Origin of the sequence: Caulobacter segnis (assembly GCF_019931575.1) — a bacterium.
Classification (GTDB): Bacteria; Pseudomonadota; Alphaproteobacteria; order Caulobacterales; family Caulobacteraceae; genus Caulobacter; species Caulobacter segnis_C.
Map to the genome: position 1 here is coordinate 4003037 of NZ_CP082923.1, position 17722 is coordinate 4020758.

Genomic DNA, 17722 nt, shown 5'->3' on the forward strand with positions numbered 1-17722 from the left:
GCGCCGCGGCCACTATCTGCAACCACAGTTGTTTCTAATAGGTCCCGCCATGTCTCGCATGCCCGTCCTGTTCGTCGGCCACGGCTCGCCGATGAACGCCATCGAGGACAACGCCTGGAACCGCGACTGGGCGCGCCTGGGCCGTGAGCTGCCGCGGCCCAAGGCCGTGCTGATGATCAGCGCCCACTGGGAGACGCGCGGCGCCTCGGCGGTGAGCAGCTCGGCCGCGCCCGAGACCATCCACGACTTCGGCGGCTTCCCGCAGGCGCTGTTCGACGTCCAGTACCCCGCGCCCGGCGATCCGGCCCTGGCGGCGCGGGTCGCCGACCTGCTGTCGCCCGATCCGGTGGTGCAGCATCCGACGCGGGGCCTGGACCACGGCGCCTGGGGCGTGCTCAGACCGATGTATCCGGACGCCGACGTGCCGGTGGTGCAGCTGAGCCTGGATCGCGGCCGCCCGGACCGCTGGCACTACCAGGCCGGCAAGCGCCTGGCCCCGCTGCGCGACGAGGGCGTGCTGATCATGGGCAGCGGCGACATCGTCCACAACCTGCGCGCCATCGACTGGCGCCAGCCCGAGGCTCCGGCCTGGGCGGATCGCTTCAACGACACCGCCAAGCGGCTGATCGCGGCCGGCGACCACGACCCGCTGATCGACTGGCGCTCGCTGGGCCCCGACGCCGAGGCCTCGATCAACAGCGCCGAGCACTACCTTCCCCTGCTCTACGTGCTGGGCGCCCAGGACAAGGACGAACCGGTCGGCTTCTTCAACGACGACGTCTGGGCGGCGATCTCGATGACCGGAGTGAAGATCGGGTGATCTCCCTTCCCCTCCTCCCCATCAGGGGGAGGAGAGCGGCGGCCTAGACCCTCTCCGCCGCCCGCTTCGCCGCCGCCAGCCGCCCGTCCATGTCCCGGCCGTAGATCCCGCTGACCCGCCGCAGCACCGCCTCCGGCGCCGTCTCCGGCCGGCCCGCGTCGAATGGCGGGGCGGGCGCGTACTCCACCGCCAGCTGGATCCCCTGGGCCATGTCGTCGCCGGCAAGCTCGGCCACCACCGTCAGGGCGAAGTCGATGCCCGCCGTGACGCCGCCGCCGGTGATGTAGCGCCCGTCGCGCGCCACCCGCGAGGGATCGGGGATCGCCCCGAACAGCGCCAGCTGGTCGCGCCAGGCCCAGTGACAGGCCGCCCGCCGGCCCTTCAGCAGCCCCGCCGCGCCCAGCACCAGCGAGCCCGTACAGACCGAGGTCACATACCGAGCCCCGTCGGCCAGTCGGCGGATCTCGGCGATGAAGTCGCGGTCGCCCATCGCCTCGGTCACGCCGAAGCCGCCCGGCACGATCAGCACGTCGCACGTCTCGATATCCGACAGCCGGGGCAGGCGGGCGAAGACCAGGCCGTCGGCCTCGATCTCGCCGCCCGCCAGGCTGGCGACGGTGACCTTGGCGCCGGGCAGGCGGCACAGGATCTGATGCGGACCGGTGAAGTCCAGGTGCGTGACGCCGGGAAACAGCGCGATGACGATTTGCAGCGAGGCGCTTGAGGTCTGGCTCATGCGAGGATCTCCGTCAGGATTGACGCGGAGAACATGGTTCGACTAGCGTCTGTCTGAAATGACATAGTTCCCACGGTTTCAGCCACGGTTCCCGGCCAGGATTTTTGGGCATGCCCCGCGCGATCGGCTTCCTCGTCTATCCCGGCTTCCAGCTGCTGGACGCCACCGGGCCGATCGCGGCCTTCGAGATCGCCGGGCGGTTCTCGCCGGGCACCTATTCGCTGCACTTCCTGTCGCTGCGCGGCGAGCCGACCCCCAGCACCTCGGGCGTGGTCATCCAGACCACCGCCCTGGCCGACGCGCCCCGGCTGGACACCCTGATCGTCTCGGGCGGCGACGGCGTGAAGGTCCCGGCCAGCTGCGCCGAGACCCTGGCCTTCGTCCGCGAGGCCGGGCGGCTGTCGCGGCGCGTGGCCAGCGTCTGCTCGGGGACCTACGTCCTGGCCGAGGCCGGCCTGCTGGACGGCAAGCGCGCCACCACCCACTGGAGCCGGACCAAGGACTTCCAGCGCCGCTATCCCAAGGTCCGGCTGGAGCCTGACCGCATCTGGATCCAGGACGGGGCGGTGTGGAGCTCGGCGGGCATCACCGCCGGCATCGACCTGGCCCTGGCCCTGATCGGCGCCGACGTGGGCGAGGCCATCGCTCGCCGCACGGCTCAGCAGCTGGTCGTCTATCACCACCGCCCCGGCGGCCAGTCGCAGCACTCGGCCCTGATCGACCTGCGCCCCGGCCGCTTCGACGCCCTGCTGTCCTGGGCCCGCCAGAACCTGGCCGAGCCCCTCAGCGTCGAGCAGCTGGCCGGCCGCGCCGCCATGAGCCCGCGCAACTTCGCCCGCCTGTTCGCCCAGGAGACCGGCGTCACCCCGGCCAAGGCCGTCGAGCGCCTGCGGGTCGAGGCCGCCCGCGCCCTGCTGGACAGCGGACCGCTGCAGGTCGAGGACGTGGCCCTGGAGACCGGCTTCGGCGACGCCGAACGCATGCGCCGCGCCTTCATCCGCGCCTTCGGCCAGCCGCCCCAGTCGCTGCGGCGGGCGGCCAAGGCCGGCTAAACGCGCGGCGTCATCAGCTCGATGCGGTTGCCGAACGGATCGTCGGCATAGACGCGATCCCAGCCTTCCAGCGGCTCGTCCTCGACCACCCGCACGCCGGCCGCCTTCAGCCGCGCGGCCAGGGCCAGGACATCGTCGACCACCAGGGCCGGGTGCGCCTTTCGCGCCGGCCGGAAGTCGGCCTCGACGCCCAGGTGGATCTTCACCGCCCCGTCCTCGAACCAGCACCCGCCCCGCGCGGCCAGGCGCGGGGGCTTGGCCTTCTCGGCGACGCCCAGCAGGTCGCGATAGAAGGCCCGCGCCGCGTCCTCCCCGCCCGTCGGCATGGCCAGCTGCACGTGCTCGATCGCCAGGATGGTCATGGACGCCTCCCGCTGGCCCCTCCACGCTTGGCCCGGACAGCGGATCGGTCCAGGCTGGCGGCATGCTCTATCTCGTGGTCAAGGCCGCCGTCTCGGGCGTCATCGTCGCCGCCGTCGCGGAGATTTCCAAGCGCTATCCGGGCTTGGGCGGCCTGGTCGCGTCGCTGCCGCTGGTCTCGGTGCTGGGCATGATCTGGCTGTGGCGCGACACCCACGATCCCGTGCGGATGGCCGACCACGCGACGGGCACCTTCTGGTTCGTCCTGCCGTCGCTGCCGATGTTCCTGCTGATCCCGGCCCTGCTGAAGCGCGGCGCGCCGTTCTGGGCCGCCCTGGTCGCCGGCTGCGTCCTGACCATGGCGCTGTACGCGGCGATGGTCTGGGCCGGACCTCGGCTGGGATTGAAGCTCTAGAGCGAGCCCCGGTCGCGCGACCTCGGATCCTCGACCAGCTCGCCCGAGTGCAGCACCCCGTCGATCGCCCGGTCGCGCCAGGCGACCGTGCTGTCGTAGATGTCGGCCTCCGGATCCACGACCTGGACGGTCCACTCCTCGACCTCGGGCTGACAGGCCCAGGGGATCACTCCATCGGGCCGGACCTTAAACGACGGCCAGCAGCTCCTCGGCGCGCAGGAGTTGGCGCAACTGATCCACATGTTGTTGTTCGACGCCGCCGCGATCATCCCGGCCGGCATGGTGATCCCCGGCAGGGTGGTTCCCCCCGTCAGGACGTGACGCCCCACGTGCGCCTCCATCGCCGCGAACCGCTCGGCCGCCAATCCGCCGGCGTGGAAGCCGTGGAACATCATCCGCACGCCCAGCCGATGATAGGCTCGATAGAGCTCCGGATAGCGGTAGTCATGGCAGATCAGGACGCCGCAGCGCACGCCCGCGATGTCGAACACCGCGAAGTGGTCGCCGGGCGTGTAGTGGGCCAGGTCTCCCATCTTTCCTTCCGCGTCGCCAGCGCAGAACCGCTTGTCGTAGCGATCCACCAGCGCCCCCGAGGCGTCGATCACATAGGCGCAGTTGTGCGGCTTGCGTCCGTCGGACAGCCGATGGGCCGAGCCCAGGATGGTCCACAGCTCCAATTCGCCGGCCGAGGCCATGACGCGGCGTGTCGCGGCCTCCAGGCGCGCCCAGTCGAAACCGTCGAAGCTTTGGAAATCGACGCCCGCATAGCCGGACAGAGCCGCCTCCGGGAAATGGACGACATCGGCGGCCGCTGACCAGGCCTGGCGCATCAGGCGTTCGATCGCCGCCAGGTTGGCGTCGATGTCGGCCGAGACCGCGAACTGGGCGGTGACGAAGGTGAGGCTCATCCCCGCTCCGCCCGCAGGCGCATCACCTCTTCCTGCAGGTCCGACAGGCGCGTGGCGTGTTCGCGGCACAGGACCATCAGTTCGTCGCTGCGCAGGGCGTCCAGCTTGTCGATCACCCGCATGATCTCCAGCTCGGCCCGCAGGTTCACCGCGTAGTCGTGCTCGGCGGTCTTGCGATCCTTCGCCGCCTGGCGGTTCTGGCTCATCATGATCACCGGGGCCTGGATGGCCGCCAGGGTCGAGAGCAGCAGGTTGAGGAAGATGAACGGATAGGGGTCGAAGGCGTGCTTGAACGGGGTGAGCGCCAGGTTCACCCCCATCCACAGGACCAGGGCCAGGCCGAAACCGCCGATGAAGCCCCACGAACCGCCGACCGCCGCCACCCGGTCGGCCAGCCGCGTCCAGTAGGTCGAGTCCTCGTCCTGCTCGGGTCCCTCCGTCGGCTGCTCGGCCAGCACCAGGTCGATGGTCCGCCGCTGGACATCGTTCAGCTCTTCATAGGGCCGGCGCAACAGTTCGCGCGACAGCTGGTCGAGGTGTTCCTGGGTCATGAAGGGACTCGTGGCGACGGGAGGCCGATCATCGTCGCGACGCGGCGAGCATGACAAGCTCGAGATTGACAGAGCGGCGTCGGGAAGGCGACGTTCGGCCATCGGGGGGCCGATAACTTCGCAACCTTCAAAAGGAGCAAGCCGATGGCCCACAAGTTTCTGATCAAGAAGAACAAGGCCGGCGAGTTCGTCGCGTACTTCACCTACAACGGTGAGAGCATCTTCTGGACCGAAGGCTATTCCTCGAAGGCCGGGGCCAAGAACGCCATCGAGTCGGTCAAGAAGAACGGCCCCGACGCCGAGATCGACGACCAGACGGACTAGGGCGTAGACGGCTCTCCTCCCCCGTGAAGGGGGAGGAGAGAGAACCAATGCCTTGACCCTTCCCGCGCTCGGGTCTCTGATCATTGATAACAATGATACGGGAGGGGAACGCCATGGCCGCAAACGGCCGGAAATCCATCTTCATCACCGGCGCCGCCAGCGGCATCGGCCTGGCCTGCGCCAAGCGGTTCGCCGCCGCCGGCTGGTTCGTGGGCCTGTCCGACATCGACAAGACCGGCCTGACGGCCGCCCTGCGGGCGATCGGTCCGGACAACGGCTCGGCGCACGTCCTGGACGTGCGCGACCGCGACGGCTGGGCCAATGCGCTGGGCGCGTTCGGCCGCGAGACCGGCGGCAAGGCCGATGTCCTGCTCAACAACGCCGGCGTCGCCCGCTTCGGGGTGCTGGAGGACCTGTCGGACGCCGATTGCGACATCCAGGTCGACATCAACATCAAGGGCGTGATCAACGGCGCGCGGGCCGGCCTGCCGCTGCTGAAGGCGGCCGGCGGGCGGCTGGTCAACATCGCCTCGTGCGCGGGGCTCTACGGCTCACCCAAGCTGGCGGTCTATTCGGCGACCAAGTTCGCGGTGCGGGGCCTGTCCGAGGCGCTGGACGTCGAATACGCCCAGCACGGGGTCAGCGTCGCCTGCGTGATGCCGTGGTTCGTCGAGACGCCCATCCTCAACGCCGGGGCCTCGGGCTCCAACGAGCAGATGGCCGACGCCCTGCGCAAGGGCGGACTAGAGGTCTACCCCGTGGAGGACGCCGCCCAGGTGGTGTGGGACGCCGTGCACGGCAAGTCGCTGCACTACTTCGTGGGCAAGCGGGCCAAGCAGATGCGCTTCGCCACCAGCCACATGCCCAACGTCGTCAGGAAGCAGCTCCGCTCCCGGCCCCTACTGTCGTCTTGAGACCGTCCAGGCTGGGCTTGTCGGTCGACATCGACTTGACCGGGGTCAGGGTCGGGGCCGGGGCCTTCGGCGCGGTGGCGATCGGCGCAGAGGCCGGCTCGCTGACCGGACCGATCGGACCGCCCATGCCGGCGCCGGCCCCCATGCCCATTTGGGCCGGCTCCAGGCGGCCGAGGGCGCTGGCGGCGTAGACGACCGGCGGCTTGCCGTCGGCGGTCAGGCTGGCGATCTCGGACGGGGCGATGTCGTCGACGGTCGGCAGGTGCGACGGGACCAGACCCGCCGGCGCGCCGTGGCGGCCGAAGCGATAGAAGATGTGCATGCCCACCTGGGCGACGCGCAGCAGGCGCGGGCCCCAGCCGGGCGAGACGTTGATCGTGTGGAAGTGCGTCGCCGAGCCGACCACGTTGGAGCCGTCGCCGGCCAGGGTGCGCGAGGCGACCTTGCGGGCCCGATTCCACGCGCCGACGTCGCGAGCGCGGCGCATCGAGCCGTCGCAGGCGAAGCTGAACTGGCAGCCCGTGCGGTGGTAGGCGCCCTGGAACACCACGCCGCAGATCGACTTCGGGAAGGCCGGGTGGCGCACGCGGTTCATGACCACCTGGGCCACGGCCGCCTGGCCGCTGGGGGTCTCGCCGCGGGCTTCGTAATAGACGGCGTCGGCCAGGCACTCGAGCTCGCGCGAGCTCTCCAGAGCGTTGCCCAGCTGGAACGGGCCATTTTGGAACAGCGCCGGCGCGGAGACGTTGAATGCGGAGCCGAAGCTGGCGCGGAGCATCAGCGGGCCGGTGCGGCCGCTCTGGCCGGGACGCAGATTGTTCGCGGCGCCGGCGCCTTCCAGGCGAGCGGTCAGCATGGCCGACTGGCGGTCGCGCTGATCAAGGGCGGCGAACAGGTAGGGATCGTGACGCTTGGCCACGGCGAGGGCGCCGGGGTCCATACGCGTAGAGGCGCTCAGCATGGCCGCGTCGGAGAACTCCCCCGAAGCGCCTTCCGCCAATCGGGCGACGCGGGCGTGGGTGGAGGCCGATTGGGCCAGGCCACCCATAAGGTAAACGCCGCCCAGGGCCAGACCCGTGATGGATCCGACCAATACGGCGCCGACCAGCCCGCGCGCATCCGCGCGCGTCTGCGACTTGATATACAAAACTCGTGTCCTGCGCGGCGAGGGCGCTCCGGCCCCCCGACAAAAACCGCCTCGAAATCCCCGGTAAAAGCACTGGCGGGGAGCCCTTCGAAGCGGAGGATTGGCCGTATCACGACGTGGCCAGGATCCTGCTTATGGCGGCTTATGACGTATCGGTGACCGACTCGCAAGCACTTGCCGCACCGCAGCATGGCCCATTCCCGGTCAAGTTTCACCATCGAATTGTTAACGCGTTGAATCCTCGCGAAAAGCTCGACAAGAGCGAGCGACGTTTTTTTGTGGATCAAAAACCCTTGCCCTGCCTTTGCTCGGCCTGAACCTGGTCGACTTCGGCGGCGCCGCATCGTTACTCGACGACGACATAAACCTTAACGATCATGCTTAATCAGGACCTGAGGCGACGCCGCCCCGGCGCCGGTCCGGGACGGGCGCCGGGCGGGGGTCTAGCGGCCCCGGATCAGGCGCCGGCCGTCGACGAACAGCTTGGTCACATTGATGGCGATGATGACCACCATCCCGACCTGCACGCTCAGATCGACCGTCCGCTGCAGCTCGACGATCCCCGCGTTGGACGACGCGAGCGCGGTGAACGAGACCAGCGGCTGGGCCGACCACATCGCCGCGCTCAGCGCCAGCCCGCCCAGCGCGCAGACGAGCTCGGCGCCGGCCCGCCCGCGCACCCAGCCGGGCTTGATCACCAGGATGAGAGACGAGACCACCTGCCCCACGGCCAGCGCCAGGATCGGCCAGTACAGAGTCTGGAAGATCGGGCTGAACGTGATCGCCGTCATGTCGTCGCCGTGCGCCCGTCCCGTCGGGAACGGCAGCGCATGCGTCCACCAGGCGATGAACAGGGCGACGGCCGCCAGTTCGAACAGGCCGTCGAAGCGGCTCTTGGCGAACCACGACTTGCCCTCCGGGACGCGGGGCAACTCGCTGGCCTTCCAGTTGGCCAGGCCGCCCACCTTGATCCAGCCGCGCTCGATCGCCGCCCCGACCAGGGTGGCCGCGCCGATCAGGCTGAGCGCCGTGGGAATGAAGTCGCCGAAAACGCCGTTGAACGCGTGGGCGTCGGTATGGCCCGTGGCCAGCAGCACGCCGGCCGGGACCACGGCGGCGAAGGCGGCGATGACCAGCATCACCTTCACCCCGACCAGCCAGAACGGATAGAGCTCCGGCCCGATCAGGGCGCGGTGGGGCCCGTAGCGGCCGGCCACGGCGATCGGATGGCCGATCTCGCGCAGCAGGTCCTCGGTCTCGCGCTTGTCGAGCGGACGGCCCAGGCGCGCCTCGGCCTCCTCGACCCGGTTCATGACCATGTCGCGCAGCTCGGCGACGATGTCCTGGCGCTGAGCCTTGGGCAGCAGGGCGGCGACGGCCGCCAGATAACGATCGACCAGATCGCTCATGGCTTGGTTTCCTTGCGAATGAGGGGCCGCGTCGCTCACAGCAGCGGCTCGAGGGCGGCGTTGATCGCGCGCCATTCGTCGGCGAGGCGGGCCAGCACCGCCCGGCCCTCCTCCGACAGCTGGTAGAAACGCTTCTTGCGCTTGTCTTCCTCGCGCCACTCGCTGGCCAGCAGGCCCTGGGCCTCCAGCCGCCGCAGCATGGGATAGAGCGCGCCTTCGTCGATCTCGACCCCCACCGACGAGAGGGCCTGGCGCAGGCTGTAGCCGTAGCGCTCCTCCCGCAGCTGGGCGAGGACAGCCAGGATCAGGGTCCCGCGCCGCAACTCCTGACGGAGCGATTCAAAGATGTCGGTATCGGTCGGCATGGGGTGTGTGACGCATAGTGTGTGGCACATGGTGTGCGATGCACACTGTGTGATATACAGTATAAGCGAGAGTCAAGTCGACGGAACGCCGTTCGCCTTCGAGGCTTTCCTCCGACGAACGAGACGGAGGTTCATGAATGCTCGGCGATCAGGACGCCCAGGCGACGGTGGCGGTGAGGGACCTGAAGGTCGCGCGGCCCTTCTACGAGAAGGTGCTCGGCCTAAAGCCCCTGCCCTCCGACCAACCCAGCGTGCAGGCCTTCCAGGCCGGGAAGTCGCTGGTGCTGGTCTACGAGTCCGAATTCGCCGGAAGCAACAAGGCCACCGTGCTGACCTGGGCGCTGGGCGAGACCTTCGACGCCGCGGTCGAACTGCTGAGGGACCGGGGCGTGACGTTCGAGCGCTACGACCTGCCGGCGATGAGCCACGACGGCGACGTCCATGTGGCCGGCGGGATGCGGGTCGTGTGGTTCAAGGACCCGGACGGCAACATCCTGAGCCTGGGGAACTACTAGGCGGTCGTTAAGAGAGCCCCTCTCTCTTAGAGAGAGGGCTTCAAACGATCCCCCCGTTCACCCGGATCACCTGGCCGTTGACCCAGGCCCCGTCCGGGCCGGCCAGGAAGGCGATGGCGGCGGCGATGTCCTCGGGCTGGCCCAGGCGCTCCAGCGGCGCGGCCTTGGAGAGGCGCTCGACGACCTCAGCGGGCTTGCCGTCCAGGAACAGCTTGGTGGCCGTCGGTCCGGGCGCGATCGCGTTCACGGTGATCGAGCGGCCGCGCAGCTCCTTGGTCAGGATGGCGCTCAGCGTCTCGACGGCCGCCTTGCTGGCCGCGTAGACGCCGTAGGTCGCGGGCAGCAGGCCGACGACGCTGGACGAGATGTTGATGATCCGGCCGCCGTCGCGCAGGCGGCGAGCGGCCTCGCGCAGGGTGTTGAAGACGCCCTTCAGGTTCACCGCGATGGTCTGGTCGAACAGGGCGTCGTCGGTGTCGGCGATATTGGCCAGCTTCATGATCCCGGCGTTGTTGACCAGCACGTCGACGCCGCCGAAGGCCGCCTCGGCGTGGTCGAACAGCCGGCGCACGGCGGCCGGGTCGCTGACGTCGGCCTGGGCGGTGAGGGCCTTGCCGCCAGCCGCCTCGATCTCGCGGACCACCGCCTCGGCGGGGGCTACGCCGCCGGCGTAGTTGACGATGACGGTGAAGCCGTCGCGGGCCAGGCGCCTGGCGGTCTCGGCGCCGATGCCGCCCGAAGCCCCGGTCACCAGCGCCACCTTGGTTTCGATCGATTGGGTCATGGCAGGTCTCCTTTGCCGGGAGACCATGCGCCTTCGCCGCGCTTGAATAATTCAGCCATCCACGACATCACTGTTCGTATAAGCGAACAATGGAGACGGACGCGTGGATCGGTTCGAGGCGATGCGCCTGTTCGTCCGGATCGTGGAGCGGCGCAGCTTCACCCAGGCGGCCGCCGACCTCGACCTGCCGCGCTCGACCGCCACCGAGGCCGTGCAGCAGCTGGAGGCGCGACTGGGCGCGCGGCTGCTCCAGCGCACCACCCGCCAGGTCAGCCCCACCCTGGACGGCGAGGCCTACTACCAGCGTTGCCTGCGCCTGCTGGACGAGCTGGAGGACGCCGAGGGCGCGTTCCGCCAGCACAAGCCGCGCGGCCTGCTGCGGGTGGACGTCCAGGGCGCCCTGGCGCGACGGTTCCTGCTGCCGGACCTGCCCGACTTCCTGGCGGCCTATCCCGAGCTGCGGATCCAGATGACCGAGGGCGACCGTCTGGTCGACCTGGTGCGCGAGGGCGTCGACTGCGTGTTGCGGATCGGCGACCTGACCGACAGCGCCATGGTCGCGCGGCGGGTGGCCATGCTCCCCGAGGTCACCTGCGCCGCCCCGGCCTATCTGGCGCGCCGCGGCGTTCCGAAGGCGCCGTATCACCTCGCCGACCACCGCATGGTCGGCTTCCTGCAGGCCGCGACGGGCCATCCCCATCCGCTGGAACTGACCGTCGAGGGCAAGCCTCGCCAGGTCGCCGTCGAGGCCGACGTGATCGTCAACTCGGCCGAGAACACGGTGGCCATGGGCCTGCTGGGCCTGGGCCTGATCCAGGTGCCCCGCTACCGCGTCGAGGACGCCCTGGCGGACGGGAGCCTGGTGGAGGTGCTGGCCGACTTCCCGCCGACGCCGACGCCGGTGTCGCTGCTCTACCCGCGCAGCCGCCAGCTGTCCCCGCGCGTGCGGGTGTTCATCGACTGGGTGGTCAGGCGGTTCGAGGTCCAGCGCGCCGCCTAAGTAGTTTTCCGACCCGTAACGCCCCGAACTGACGCCCCGGCGGGCCCGGGCCTAGGGTGGCGGCCACCTATCCGCCATCCGGGAGACGCCACCATGCAAGCGATCATGAAGGCCGCCGTCGTACGCGCCTTTGGCCAGCCGCTGGTCTTCGAGGACGCGCCAAAGCCGACGCCGGGCCCCGGCCAGGTGCTGGTCAAGATCGCCGCCTGCGGCGTCTGCCACACCGACCTGCACGCCGCCCACGGCGACTGGCCGATCAAGCCGACCCTGCCGTTCATTCCGGGCCACGAGGGCGTCGGCGCCGTCGTCGAGCTGGGCCAGGGCGTCACCCACCTGAAGCTGGGCGACCGGGTCGGCGTGCCGTGGCTGCACACCGCCTGCGGCCACTGCGTCCACTGCCTGGGCGGCTGGGAGACCTTGTGCGAGGCCCAGCAGAACACCGGCTATTCCGTCGACGGCGGCTTCGCCGAATACGTGCTGGCCGACGCCGACTATGTGGGGCTGATCCCCGACGCGCTGAGCTATGTCGAGGCCGCCCCGATCCTGTGCGCCGGGGTCACGGTCTACAAGGGCCTGAAGGTGCTGGACGCCAAGGCCGGCGACTGGGTGGCGATCTCGGGCATCGGGGGCCTGGGCCACCTGGCCGTGCAGTACGCCAAGGCCATGGGCTTCAAGGTCGCCGCCGTCGACGTCGCCGAGGACAAGCTGGCCCTGGCCCGCGACCTGGGCGCGGAGATCACCATCGACGCCAGCCGCGAGGATCCGGCGGCGGTGTTGCGCAAGGCCATCGGCGGCGCCCAGGGCGTGCTGGTCACGGCCGTCTCGCGCATCGCCTTCTCGCAGGCCCTGGGCATGGTCCGGCGCGGCGGCACCGTCTCGCTGAACGGCCTGCCGCCCGGCGACTTCCCGCTGGCGATCTTCGACACCGTGCTGCGCGGCATCACCGTGCGCGGTTCGATCGTCGGCACCCGGCTGGACCTGGCCGAGGCCCTGGCCTTCGCCGCCGACGGCCGGGTCAAGGCCACCACCGAGACCGCCCGCCTGGGCGAGGTCAACACGGTGTTCGACCGCATGGAGAAGGGCCAGATCAGCGGCCGCGTGGTGCTGGATTTCGAGGCCGACGCTTGAAGCCGGCGGGCGTCCTGCTGGCCGCCGTCGCCCTGACCCTGGTCGCCGCGCCGGCCCTGGCGCGGCAGGCCTCGGCCAGCAACGGCGAGCGGCTGGCGCGGCGCCACTGCGGCGGCTGCCACGCCGTCCGCGACGGGGTCAGCCCCCTGCCCGACGCCCCGCCGTTCGCCAGCCTGTACGCCCGCTATCCGCCCGGCGGCCTGGCCACGGTCCTCGAGGAGGGCATGCTGGCGCCCCGGCGGCCGCCCGAGGAAGGCGCGCCGCGCAGTCATCCGCGCATGCCGATGACCCAGCTGGACGACGACCAGCGCGCCGACCTCGAAGCCTATCTGCGCGGCCTGGATCCGCGCCGCCCGGCCCCGCCCAGACCCCGCCTGTAGCCTCCGCTCCGCCAGGGCGCGAAGCGTTGCAAGAACAGCACGTCCCCTCCCTTCTTGTTGCAAGTCATTTTCATTTGCGAAAAGGCGGACTATAGGTCCCGCCAATGTCGGACAAACCGACGTCGTGGCGCACTCCCCGCGCCGCGCCCGCCGGCGCTAGGCCGCGCGGGGATTTGTGGAATCCAGTTTTAGGTGGGGCATATGGTTCTGAAGACTACGCTGCTCGCGGGCGGCGCGTTCCTGGCGCTCGTTTCCCAGGCTTCGGCGCAGACGGCGACGTCGTCGAAAAGCGAAGACACGCGCGTCGACGAGGTGGTCATCAACGGCGCGTACACGATCAACAGTCGTGTCGACACGGCGACCGGCCTGGGCCTGACCCTGCGCGAGACCCCGCAGTCGGTGACCGTGATCACCGCCCAGCGCATCAAGGACCAGAACCTGCAGACGATCTCCGACGTCGTGCGCAACACCGCCGGCGTCTCGCTGGTCGAGGTCGACGACGTCCGCAACGTGTTCAACGCCCGCGGCTTTGAGATCAAGAACTACCAGATCGACGGCGTGCCGCTGTCGTGGAGCCTGGCCGGCGACTCCGGCGAGACCGTCGTCGACATGTCGATCTACGAGCGCGTCGAGATCGTGCGCGGCGCCACCGGCCTGCTGACCGGCGCCGGCGATCCGTCCGCGTCGATCAACCTGGTGCGCAAGCACGCCGACGCCCGCGAGTTCACCGGCTCGGTCTCGGCGACCCTGGGCAGCTGGGACAAGCGCCAGGTCGAGGCCGACGTCTCGGGCGCGATCAGGGGCGGGACGATCCGCGGCCGCCTAGTCGGCAAGTACGAGAAGCGCGACACCTATTTCGACCGCCAGAGCACCGAGAAGAACGTCCTCTACGGCGTGGTGGAAGCCGACCTGACTCCCGACACCCTGCTGCGTGTCGGCGCCAGCCGTCAGGAGACCAACCCGAACGCCGCGTTCTGGGGCGCCCTGCCCTCGTTCTACACCGACGGCGGCCGCACCAACCTGCCGGTCTCGACCAACACGGCGGCGAACTGGGCGTACTGGGACACCACCAACACCAACTACTTCGCCAACCTGTCGCACACCTTCTCGAACGGCTGGAAGCTGTCGTTCAACTACAACCGCCTGATCAACGAGCAGGATTCCCAGCTGCTCTATCTGTACGGGACCATCGACCGCGCCACCGGCGTGGGCCTGGCCACCTGGCCCTACAAGAGCAAGGGCAAGACCACCCAGGACAGCTTCGACGTCCAGCTGCACGGCGACTACGCGCTGCTCGGCCGCACGCATGAGTTCACGGCCGGCGCGCTCTACAGCAAGCAGGACTCCGACGTGGTCTACTACGTCGCCGGCGGCGCCAACGCCTTCCTGCCGGCGACCAGCATCTACAGCTGGGACGGCAACTTCCCCATGCCGACCTTCTCGTCGACGCCGACCCAGTACACCGACAACGAGACCAAGCAGACCGGCGCCTTCGCCGCCACGCGCCTGAACGTCACCGACAGCCTGAAGGTGATCGGCGGCGCGCGTCTGTCGACCTGGGAACGCAGCGGCGTCAACGGCGGCGCGGCCGACAACTACGAAGCCAAGAACGTCGTCATTCCCTATATCGGCGTGCTCTACGACCTGACGCCGTCGCACCGCCTGTACGGCAGCTACACCGAGATCTTCCAGCCGCAGAACCTGCGTGACATCAACGCCAAGGTTCTCGACCCGATCACCGGCAAGGCCTACGAACTGGGCCTCAAGAGCGCCTTCTTCGACGATGCGCTGCAGTCGACCGTGGCGGTCTTCAAGATCCAGCAGGATGGCGTGGGCCAGGCCACCGGCCAGGTCGTGCCGGGCTCGAGCCCGCCCGAGCAGGCCTACGCCCCGGCTGACGGCGCCAAGAGCACCGGCTTCGAGGTGGAACTGCTGGGCCGCATCACCCAGGGCTGGAACGTCAGCGCCAACTACGCCCAGTTCGAGGTCGAGGACGCCGACGGCGCCAAGGTCAACACCGACCAGCCGCGCAAGAGCTTCACCGTCTTCTCGACCTACAAGTTCGGCGGCGGGCTGGACGGCCTGGTGGTGGGCGGCGCGTCAACTGGCGCGACACGATCTACTCGGTGACCGGCGCGGCGCGGATCGAGCAGAAGGCCTTCGCGCTGGTGAACCTGATGGCCCGCTACGAGATCAACGAGAACCTGTCCGTGCAGGCCAATGTCGATAACCTGTTCGACAAGACCTACTACAGCCAGATCAGCTATTTCAGCCAGTACCGCTACGGCGCGCCGCGCAACTACACGGTCGCCCTGAAGTACGCGTTCTAGGCGCTGTCCGGGCGCCTCCGGCGGTCAACGACCGCCGGAGGCAAGCCCAACGCTTGCGATCATTCCCCCGAAATGCAATTATAAAGAGCACTGTTCGACGAACACTGCTCTAGCGCGCTATCCGCCTTTGCATTCGGGGGAGCGGATGACACGACACATCCTCTTCCTCGTGCACGGCATGGGCCGCTACGGCGTCTGGGCCGACGGCGGCTACAAGCCCGACCCGAACAGCTGGTTCGAGGCGTGCGAAAAGGAACTCAGGGACAACTACGCCCGGTTCATCCAGGACACGGTCGGTGCCGCCTTCGACGACCTCTTCGTCATCAGGCGCATCGAGTACGACAGCATCCTCGACCACTTCCGCGCGGCCTGGAAAACCCAGTCCGACGACTGGAGCCAGCTTGGGGTCGGCAAGGGCTTCATCGGCGAGATCCAGACGTTCTTTCGCAAGAACAGCGACGACGCCTTCCTGTGGACCCACCTGGCCGATGTCGCCCTCTATATGGCGCCGACCGTCCGGGCCCACGTCCAGGCCCACGTGGCCACCGAGATCACCAAGGTCCTGGCCAAGGCGCTCCGGGACCGCCAGTTCGGTCAGTGGAGCGTGATCGCCCACTCGCTGGGCACGGCCGTCACGCACGACACGGTCTCGCAACTGGCCCGGCTGACCAAGACGCCCTGGGGCGCGGAACTGGGGCCGATCCCCGCGCCGCGCGCCCTGGTCATGGTCGCCAACGTCGCGCGCCTGCTGACCGACAGCACCTCCACCCTGTACGCCGAAACCCTGGCGCCCATCGGCGCGGGCCACCCGACCTACTACATCAGCTGCGCGCATGTCCTCGACCCGTTCACGCGCCTGGCACCGTTCCAGCCGGGCTGGACAAGCCCGCGCTACAGGGCGCTGTCGAAGCTGGGCGTCTACTACCTCGCGCCCGAGGTCATCGACGTCCTGCGTTCGGGGGAGAACCACAACAAGTTCGGCCAGGTCGTTCCGCACGGCTTCAAGCACTACCTGCGCCAGCCCGAGGTCACGGCCACGATGTGGCCGCTGCTGCTGGCCGAGGATCCGGCCGACTATCCCGACATCGCCGACGCGGTCCTGGAAGCCTATCGCGACGAGGAGCGGAAGGCGCTGAAGGCCAAGCTGAAGCCCAAGCTCGACGACCTCCTGGCCCATCTGCCGCCGGCCGACCCGGTTTTGGAGCAACTCCTCAAGCTGCTGAAGGGGCTGCTCTGATGCGCCTCGCCACCCTCCCCTTCACCGCCCTCGCCCTCGCCGCCTGTCTCGCCGCGCCCCTGCCGGTCCGGGCGCAGACTCCGCCGCCGCTGTCGTTCGAAGCGACGCGGACGGCCTGCATCGCCGCCGTCCAGGCCGCGCTGCCGGCGGGATCGACGGCGGACCAGGCGATCGGCGTCCTGGCGCGACAGACCCGCGACGCCGGCCCCACCGACTGCAAGGGCCCCGATCTCGAGCCCTATTCGCCGCCCCGGATCCTGGACGCCGTCCAGGAAGGCGTGACGCGCGGGCGGCTCGACAACGGCTGCTCCGGTGACCTCGCCCAGCCCGCCTGCGAGGGTCTGGCGGCCGCGGCGACGCGCCTGACGACGGCCCGCGCCCTGCTGGGCCTGGACGGTCCCGCCAAGACGGCGGCCCAGCAGAGCGCCCTCGCCGACTACACGACCGCCGTTCACTGGGATCACGCCTATCTCGGCTTCGGCCAGTCCGCCGCGGGCGTCAGCCTTCTGAAGCTGGCCCTGAAGGCCGGCCCTGGCGCCGCGGCGGCGGCCACGGTCGACGCGGCCACCGTCGCCGGCGATTTCCGCACGACGTTCCGCGCCACGCCCGAGGGCGCGGCGCCGTGCGACGCGGCCTGCGCCGCCGCCACGGCCAGGGTCGTCGCGCTGTTCCCCCTGCTGCATGGCCTGGACGTCGCCTGGCAGGGGCCGGCCGGCGAGGGCATGGCGGCGTACGCCGACCACCTTCAGGTCACGCGCGACCGCTGGGACGCCTATCACTTCGGCGGCGGCGACGCCCGGGTGCAGCTGCCCTGGGAGCTGGCGGTCAACGGCCTGATCTTCCAACGGACCCGGCCGCGCCTGCAGGACGGCTCGCGCGAGCCCTTTCCGCGTCCGCCCCGATGGGCCCTGACCGTCGCCCACCCCACCGTCGGCCTGTCGCTGAAGGACACGCGCGGCGCGGACTCCAACCTGGTCGGGGTCGTGGAGGCGCTGGGCTTCTCCAAGTGGACCTATGGCGAGGACAACAGGCGGTCGCGCGAATGGGGCGTGTCGGCGGTCGCCGCCTACCAGCCGCGCGACAACGGGCATGACTGGGGCTACGGCGTGCTGGCGCGCCTGCCCTGGCGCGGGATCAACCTGGCCTGGACCCGCGCGCGGCTCGACAACGGCCAGGATTTCGACCAGCTGCTGGTGAGCGTCGACGTCTCGAAATACATCGGCGGCGGGGCGGGAAACCTGGCGAAGCTGTTCAAGCTCCAGGACCCGGCGAAGTAGATCGCGCCCCTCCCGCCACCTTGCTGCCAGTGCTGTCAGCAGCCCCTCTAGCGTTCGCGTACCGGCGCTC

The 17722-nt window shown here is 69.6% G+C and carries 22 protein-coding genes; 14 read left to right on the top strand and 8 right to left on the bottom strand.

Translation table 11 applies throughout. The annotated features are described in order from the left end of the window. Positions 1 to 49: 49 nt before the first annotated feature. Positions 50 to 820 carry a 4,5-DOPA dioxygenase extradiol gene (gene ygiD / locus K8940_RS18440; RefSeq protein WP_223391521.1) on the top strand — a complete coding sequence of 257 codons (771 nt, stop codon included), beginning with the start codon at positions 50 to 52 and terminating at the stop codon, positions 818 to 820. 43 nt (positions 821 to 863) lie between these two features. Here the strand turns inward: ygiD and K8940_RS18445 are convergent, their stop codons facing one another. Further along, the gene (locus tag K8940_RS18445; RefSeq protein ID WP_223391522.1) at positions 864 to 1556 is read right to left on the bottom strand and encodes a DJ-1/PfpI family protein; all 693 of its coding nucleotides are present in this window, start codon (positions 1554 to 1556) and stop codon (positions 864 to 866) included. 110 nt (positions 1557 to 1666) lie between these two features. Between K8940_RS18445 and K8940_RS18450 the strand changes: the two genes are divergently transcribed. Beyond that, positions 1667 to 2608, top strand: a complete 942-nt coding sequence (locus tag K8940_RS18450; protein ID WP_223391523.1) for a GlxA family transcriptional regulator — start codon at positions 1667 to 1669, stop codon at positions 2606 to 2608. Here the strand turns inward: K8940_RS18450 and K8940_RS18455 are convergent. Further along, on the bottom strand, positions 2605 to 2970 hold the full coding sequence (locus K8940_RS18455) for a VOC family protein (protein WP_223391524.1): 366 nt from the start codon (positions 2968 to 2970) through the stop codon (positions 2605 to 2607). The two genes, K8940_RS18450 and K8940_RS18455, sit on opposite strands and share 4 nt — an antisense overlap. A gap of 62 nt (positions 2971 to 3032) precedes the next feature. Between K8940_RS18455 and K8940_RS18460 the strand changes: the two genes are divergently transcribed. Continuing rightward, positions 3033 to 3383 carry a DUF3147 family protein gene (locus K8940_RS18460; RefSeq protein WP_223391525.1) on the top strand — a complete coding sequence of 117 codons (351 nt, stop codon included), beginning with the start codon at positions 3033 to 3035 and terminating at the stop codon, positions 3381 to 3383. Here K8940_RS18460 and K8940_RS18465 read toward each other — a convergent pair. Continuing rightward, complete coding sequence (locus K8940_RS18465) at positions 3380 to 4291, bottom strand: carbon-nitrogen hydrolase family protein (RefSeq protein WP_223391526.1); 912 nt, start codon at positions 4289 to 4291, stop codon at positions 3380 to 3382. The two genes, K8940_RS18460 and K8940_RS18465, sit on opposite strands and share 4 nt — an antisense overlap. Further along, entirely contained in the window at positions 4288 to 4842 is a 555-nt protein-coding gene (locus K8940_RS18470; RefSeq protein WP_223391527.1) for a DUF1003 domain-containing protein, read from the bottom strand. The genes K8940_RS18465 and K8940_RS18470 overlap by 4 nt, the downstream gene beginning before the upstream one ends. Positions 4843 to 4986: 144 nt before the next feature. Here K8940_RS18470 and K8940_RS18475 point away from each other — a divergent pair, with 144 nt between their 5' ends. Then, positions 4987 to 5166: a YegP family protein gene (locus tag K8940_RS18475; RefSeq protein ID WP_223391528.1), complete on the top strand. Its 180-nt coding sequence runs from the start codon at positions 4987 to 4989 to the stop codon at positions 5164 to 5166. An 83-nt stretch (positions 5167 to 5249) separates the two neighbouring features. Then, positions 5250 to 6080, top strand: coding sequence for an SDR family oxidoreductase (locus K8940_RS18480; RefSeq protein WP_223391529.1), 831 nt, complete (start codon positions 5250 to 5252; stop codon positions 6078 to 6080). On the opposite strand, the gene K8940_RS18485 is transcribed toward K8940_RS18480, so the two are convergent. Then, positions 6040 to 7227, bottom strand: a complete 1188-nt coding sequence (locus K8940_RS18485; protein ID WP_223391530.1) for a cell wall hydrolase — start codon at positions 7225 to 7227, stop codon at positions 6040 to 6042. The two genes, K8940_RS18480 and K8940_RS18485, sit on opposite strands and share 41 nt — an antisense overlap. 116 nt (positions 7228 to 7343) lie before the next feature. Between K8940_RS18485 and K8940_RS18490 the strand changes: the two genes are divergently transcribed. Continuing rightward, positions 7344 to 7544, top strand: a complete 201-nt coding sequence (locus K8940_RS18490; protein WP_223391531.1) for a hypothetical protein — start codon at positions 7344 to 7346, stop codon at positions 7542 to 7544. Between the two features lie 126 nt (positions 7545 to 7670). Here K8940_RS18490 and K8940_RS18495 read toward each other — a convergent pair whose 3' ends face one another. Both K8940_RS18495 and K8940_RS18500 read right to left on the bottom strand, forming a co-directional pair. After that, positions 7671 to 8636, bottom strand: a complete 966-nt coding sequence (locus tag K8940_RS18495) for an HAAS signaling domain-containing protein (protein ID WP_223391532.1) — start codon at positions 8634 to 8636, stop codon at positions 7671 to 7673. A gap of 35 nt (positions 8637 to 8671) precedes the next feature. Then, positions 8672 to 9001, bottom strand: a complete 330-nt coding sequence (locus K8940_RS18500; protein ID WP_013080539.1) for a PadR family transcriptional regulator — start codon at positions 8999 to 9001, stop codon at positions 8672 to 8674. 137 nt (positions 9002 to 9138) lie between these two features. On the opposite strand from K8940_RS18500, the gene K8940_RS18505 reads away from it, so the two are divergent. Beyond that, positions 9139 to 9516, top strand: a complete 378-nt coding sequence (locus K8940_RS18505; protein WP_223391533.1) for a VOC family protein — start codon at positions 9139 to 9141, stop codon at positions 9514 to 9516. Between the two features lie 40 nt (positions 9517 to 9556). Here K8940_RS18505 and K8940_RS18510 read toward each other — a convergent pair whose 3' ends face one another. Then, positions 9557 to 10300 (bottom strand): SDR family oxidoreductase, encoded by a 744-nt coding sequence (locus K8940_RS18510; RefSeq protein WP_223391534.1) that lies wholly within the window; start codon positions 10298 to 10300, stop codon positions 9557 to 9559. A 103-nt stretch (positions 10301 to 10403) separates the two neighbouring features. Between K8940_RS18510 and K8940_RS18515 the strand changes: the two genes are divergently transcribed. From K8940_RS18515 to K8940_RS18540, 7 genes are all read left to right on the top strand, one after another. Beyond that, positions 10404 to 11300, top strand: a complete 897-nt coding sequence (locus K8940_RS18515) for a LysR family transcriptional regulator (RefSeq protein WP_223391535.1) — start codon at positions 10404 to 10406, stop codon at positions 11298 to 11300. 93 nt (positions 11301 to 11393) lie between these two features. Further along, positions 11394 to 12428, top strand: a complete 1035-nt coding sequence (gene adhP / locus K8940_RS18520; protein WP_223391536.1) for an alcohol dehydrogenase AdhP — start codon at positions 11394 to 11396, stop codon at positions 12426 to 12428. Continuing rightward, on the top strand, positions 12425 to 12808 hold the full coding sequence (locus tag K8940_RS18525) for a c-type cytochrome (protein WP_223391537.1): 384 nt from the start codon (positions 12425 to 12427) through the stop codon (positions 12806 to 12808). Before adhP ends, K8940_RS18525 begins: the two co-directional genes overlap by 4 nt. A gap of 201 nt (positions 12809 to 13009) precedes the next feature. After that, complete coding sequence (locus K8940_RS18530) at positions 13010 to 14938, top strand: TonB-dependent siderophore receptor (protein ID WP_263285781.1); 1929 nt, start codon at positions 13010 to 13012, stop codon at positions 14936 to 14938. Continuing rightward, positions 14935 to 15138, top strand: coding sequence for a TonB-dependent receptor (locus tag K8940_RS23880; protein WP_263285782.1), 204 nt, complete (start codon positions 14935 to 14937; stop codon positions 15136 to 15138). Before K8940_RS18530 ends, K8940_RS23880 begins: the two co-directional genes overlap by 4 nt. A 145-nt stretch (positions 15139 to 15283) precedes the next feature. Continuing rightward, the gene (locus K8940_RS18535) at positions 15284 to 16375 is read left to right on the top strand and encodes a hypothetical protein (protein ID WP_223391538.1); all 1092 of its coding nucleotides are present in this window, start codon (positions 15284 to 15286) and stop codon (positions 16373 to 16375) included. Continuing rightward, positions 16375 to 17652 carry a hypothetical protein gene (locus tag K8940_RS18540; RefSeq protein ID WP_223391539.1) on the top strand — a complete coding sequence of 426 codons (1278 nt, stop codon included), beginning with the start codon at positions 16375 to 16377 and terminating at the stop codon, positions 17650 to 17652. The genes K8940_RS18535 and K8940_RS18540 overlap by 1 nt, the downstream gene beginning before the upstream one ends. Positions 17653 to 17722 lie beyond the last annotated feature (70 nt).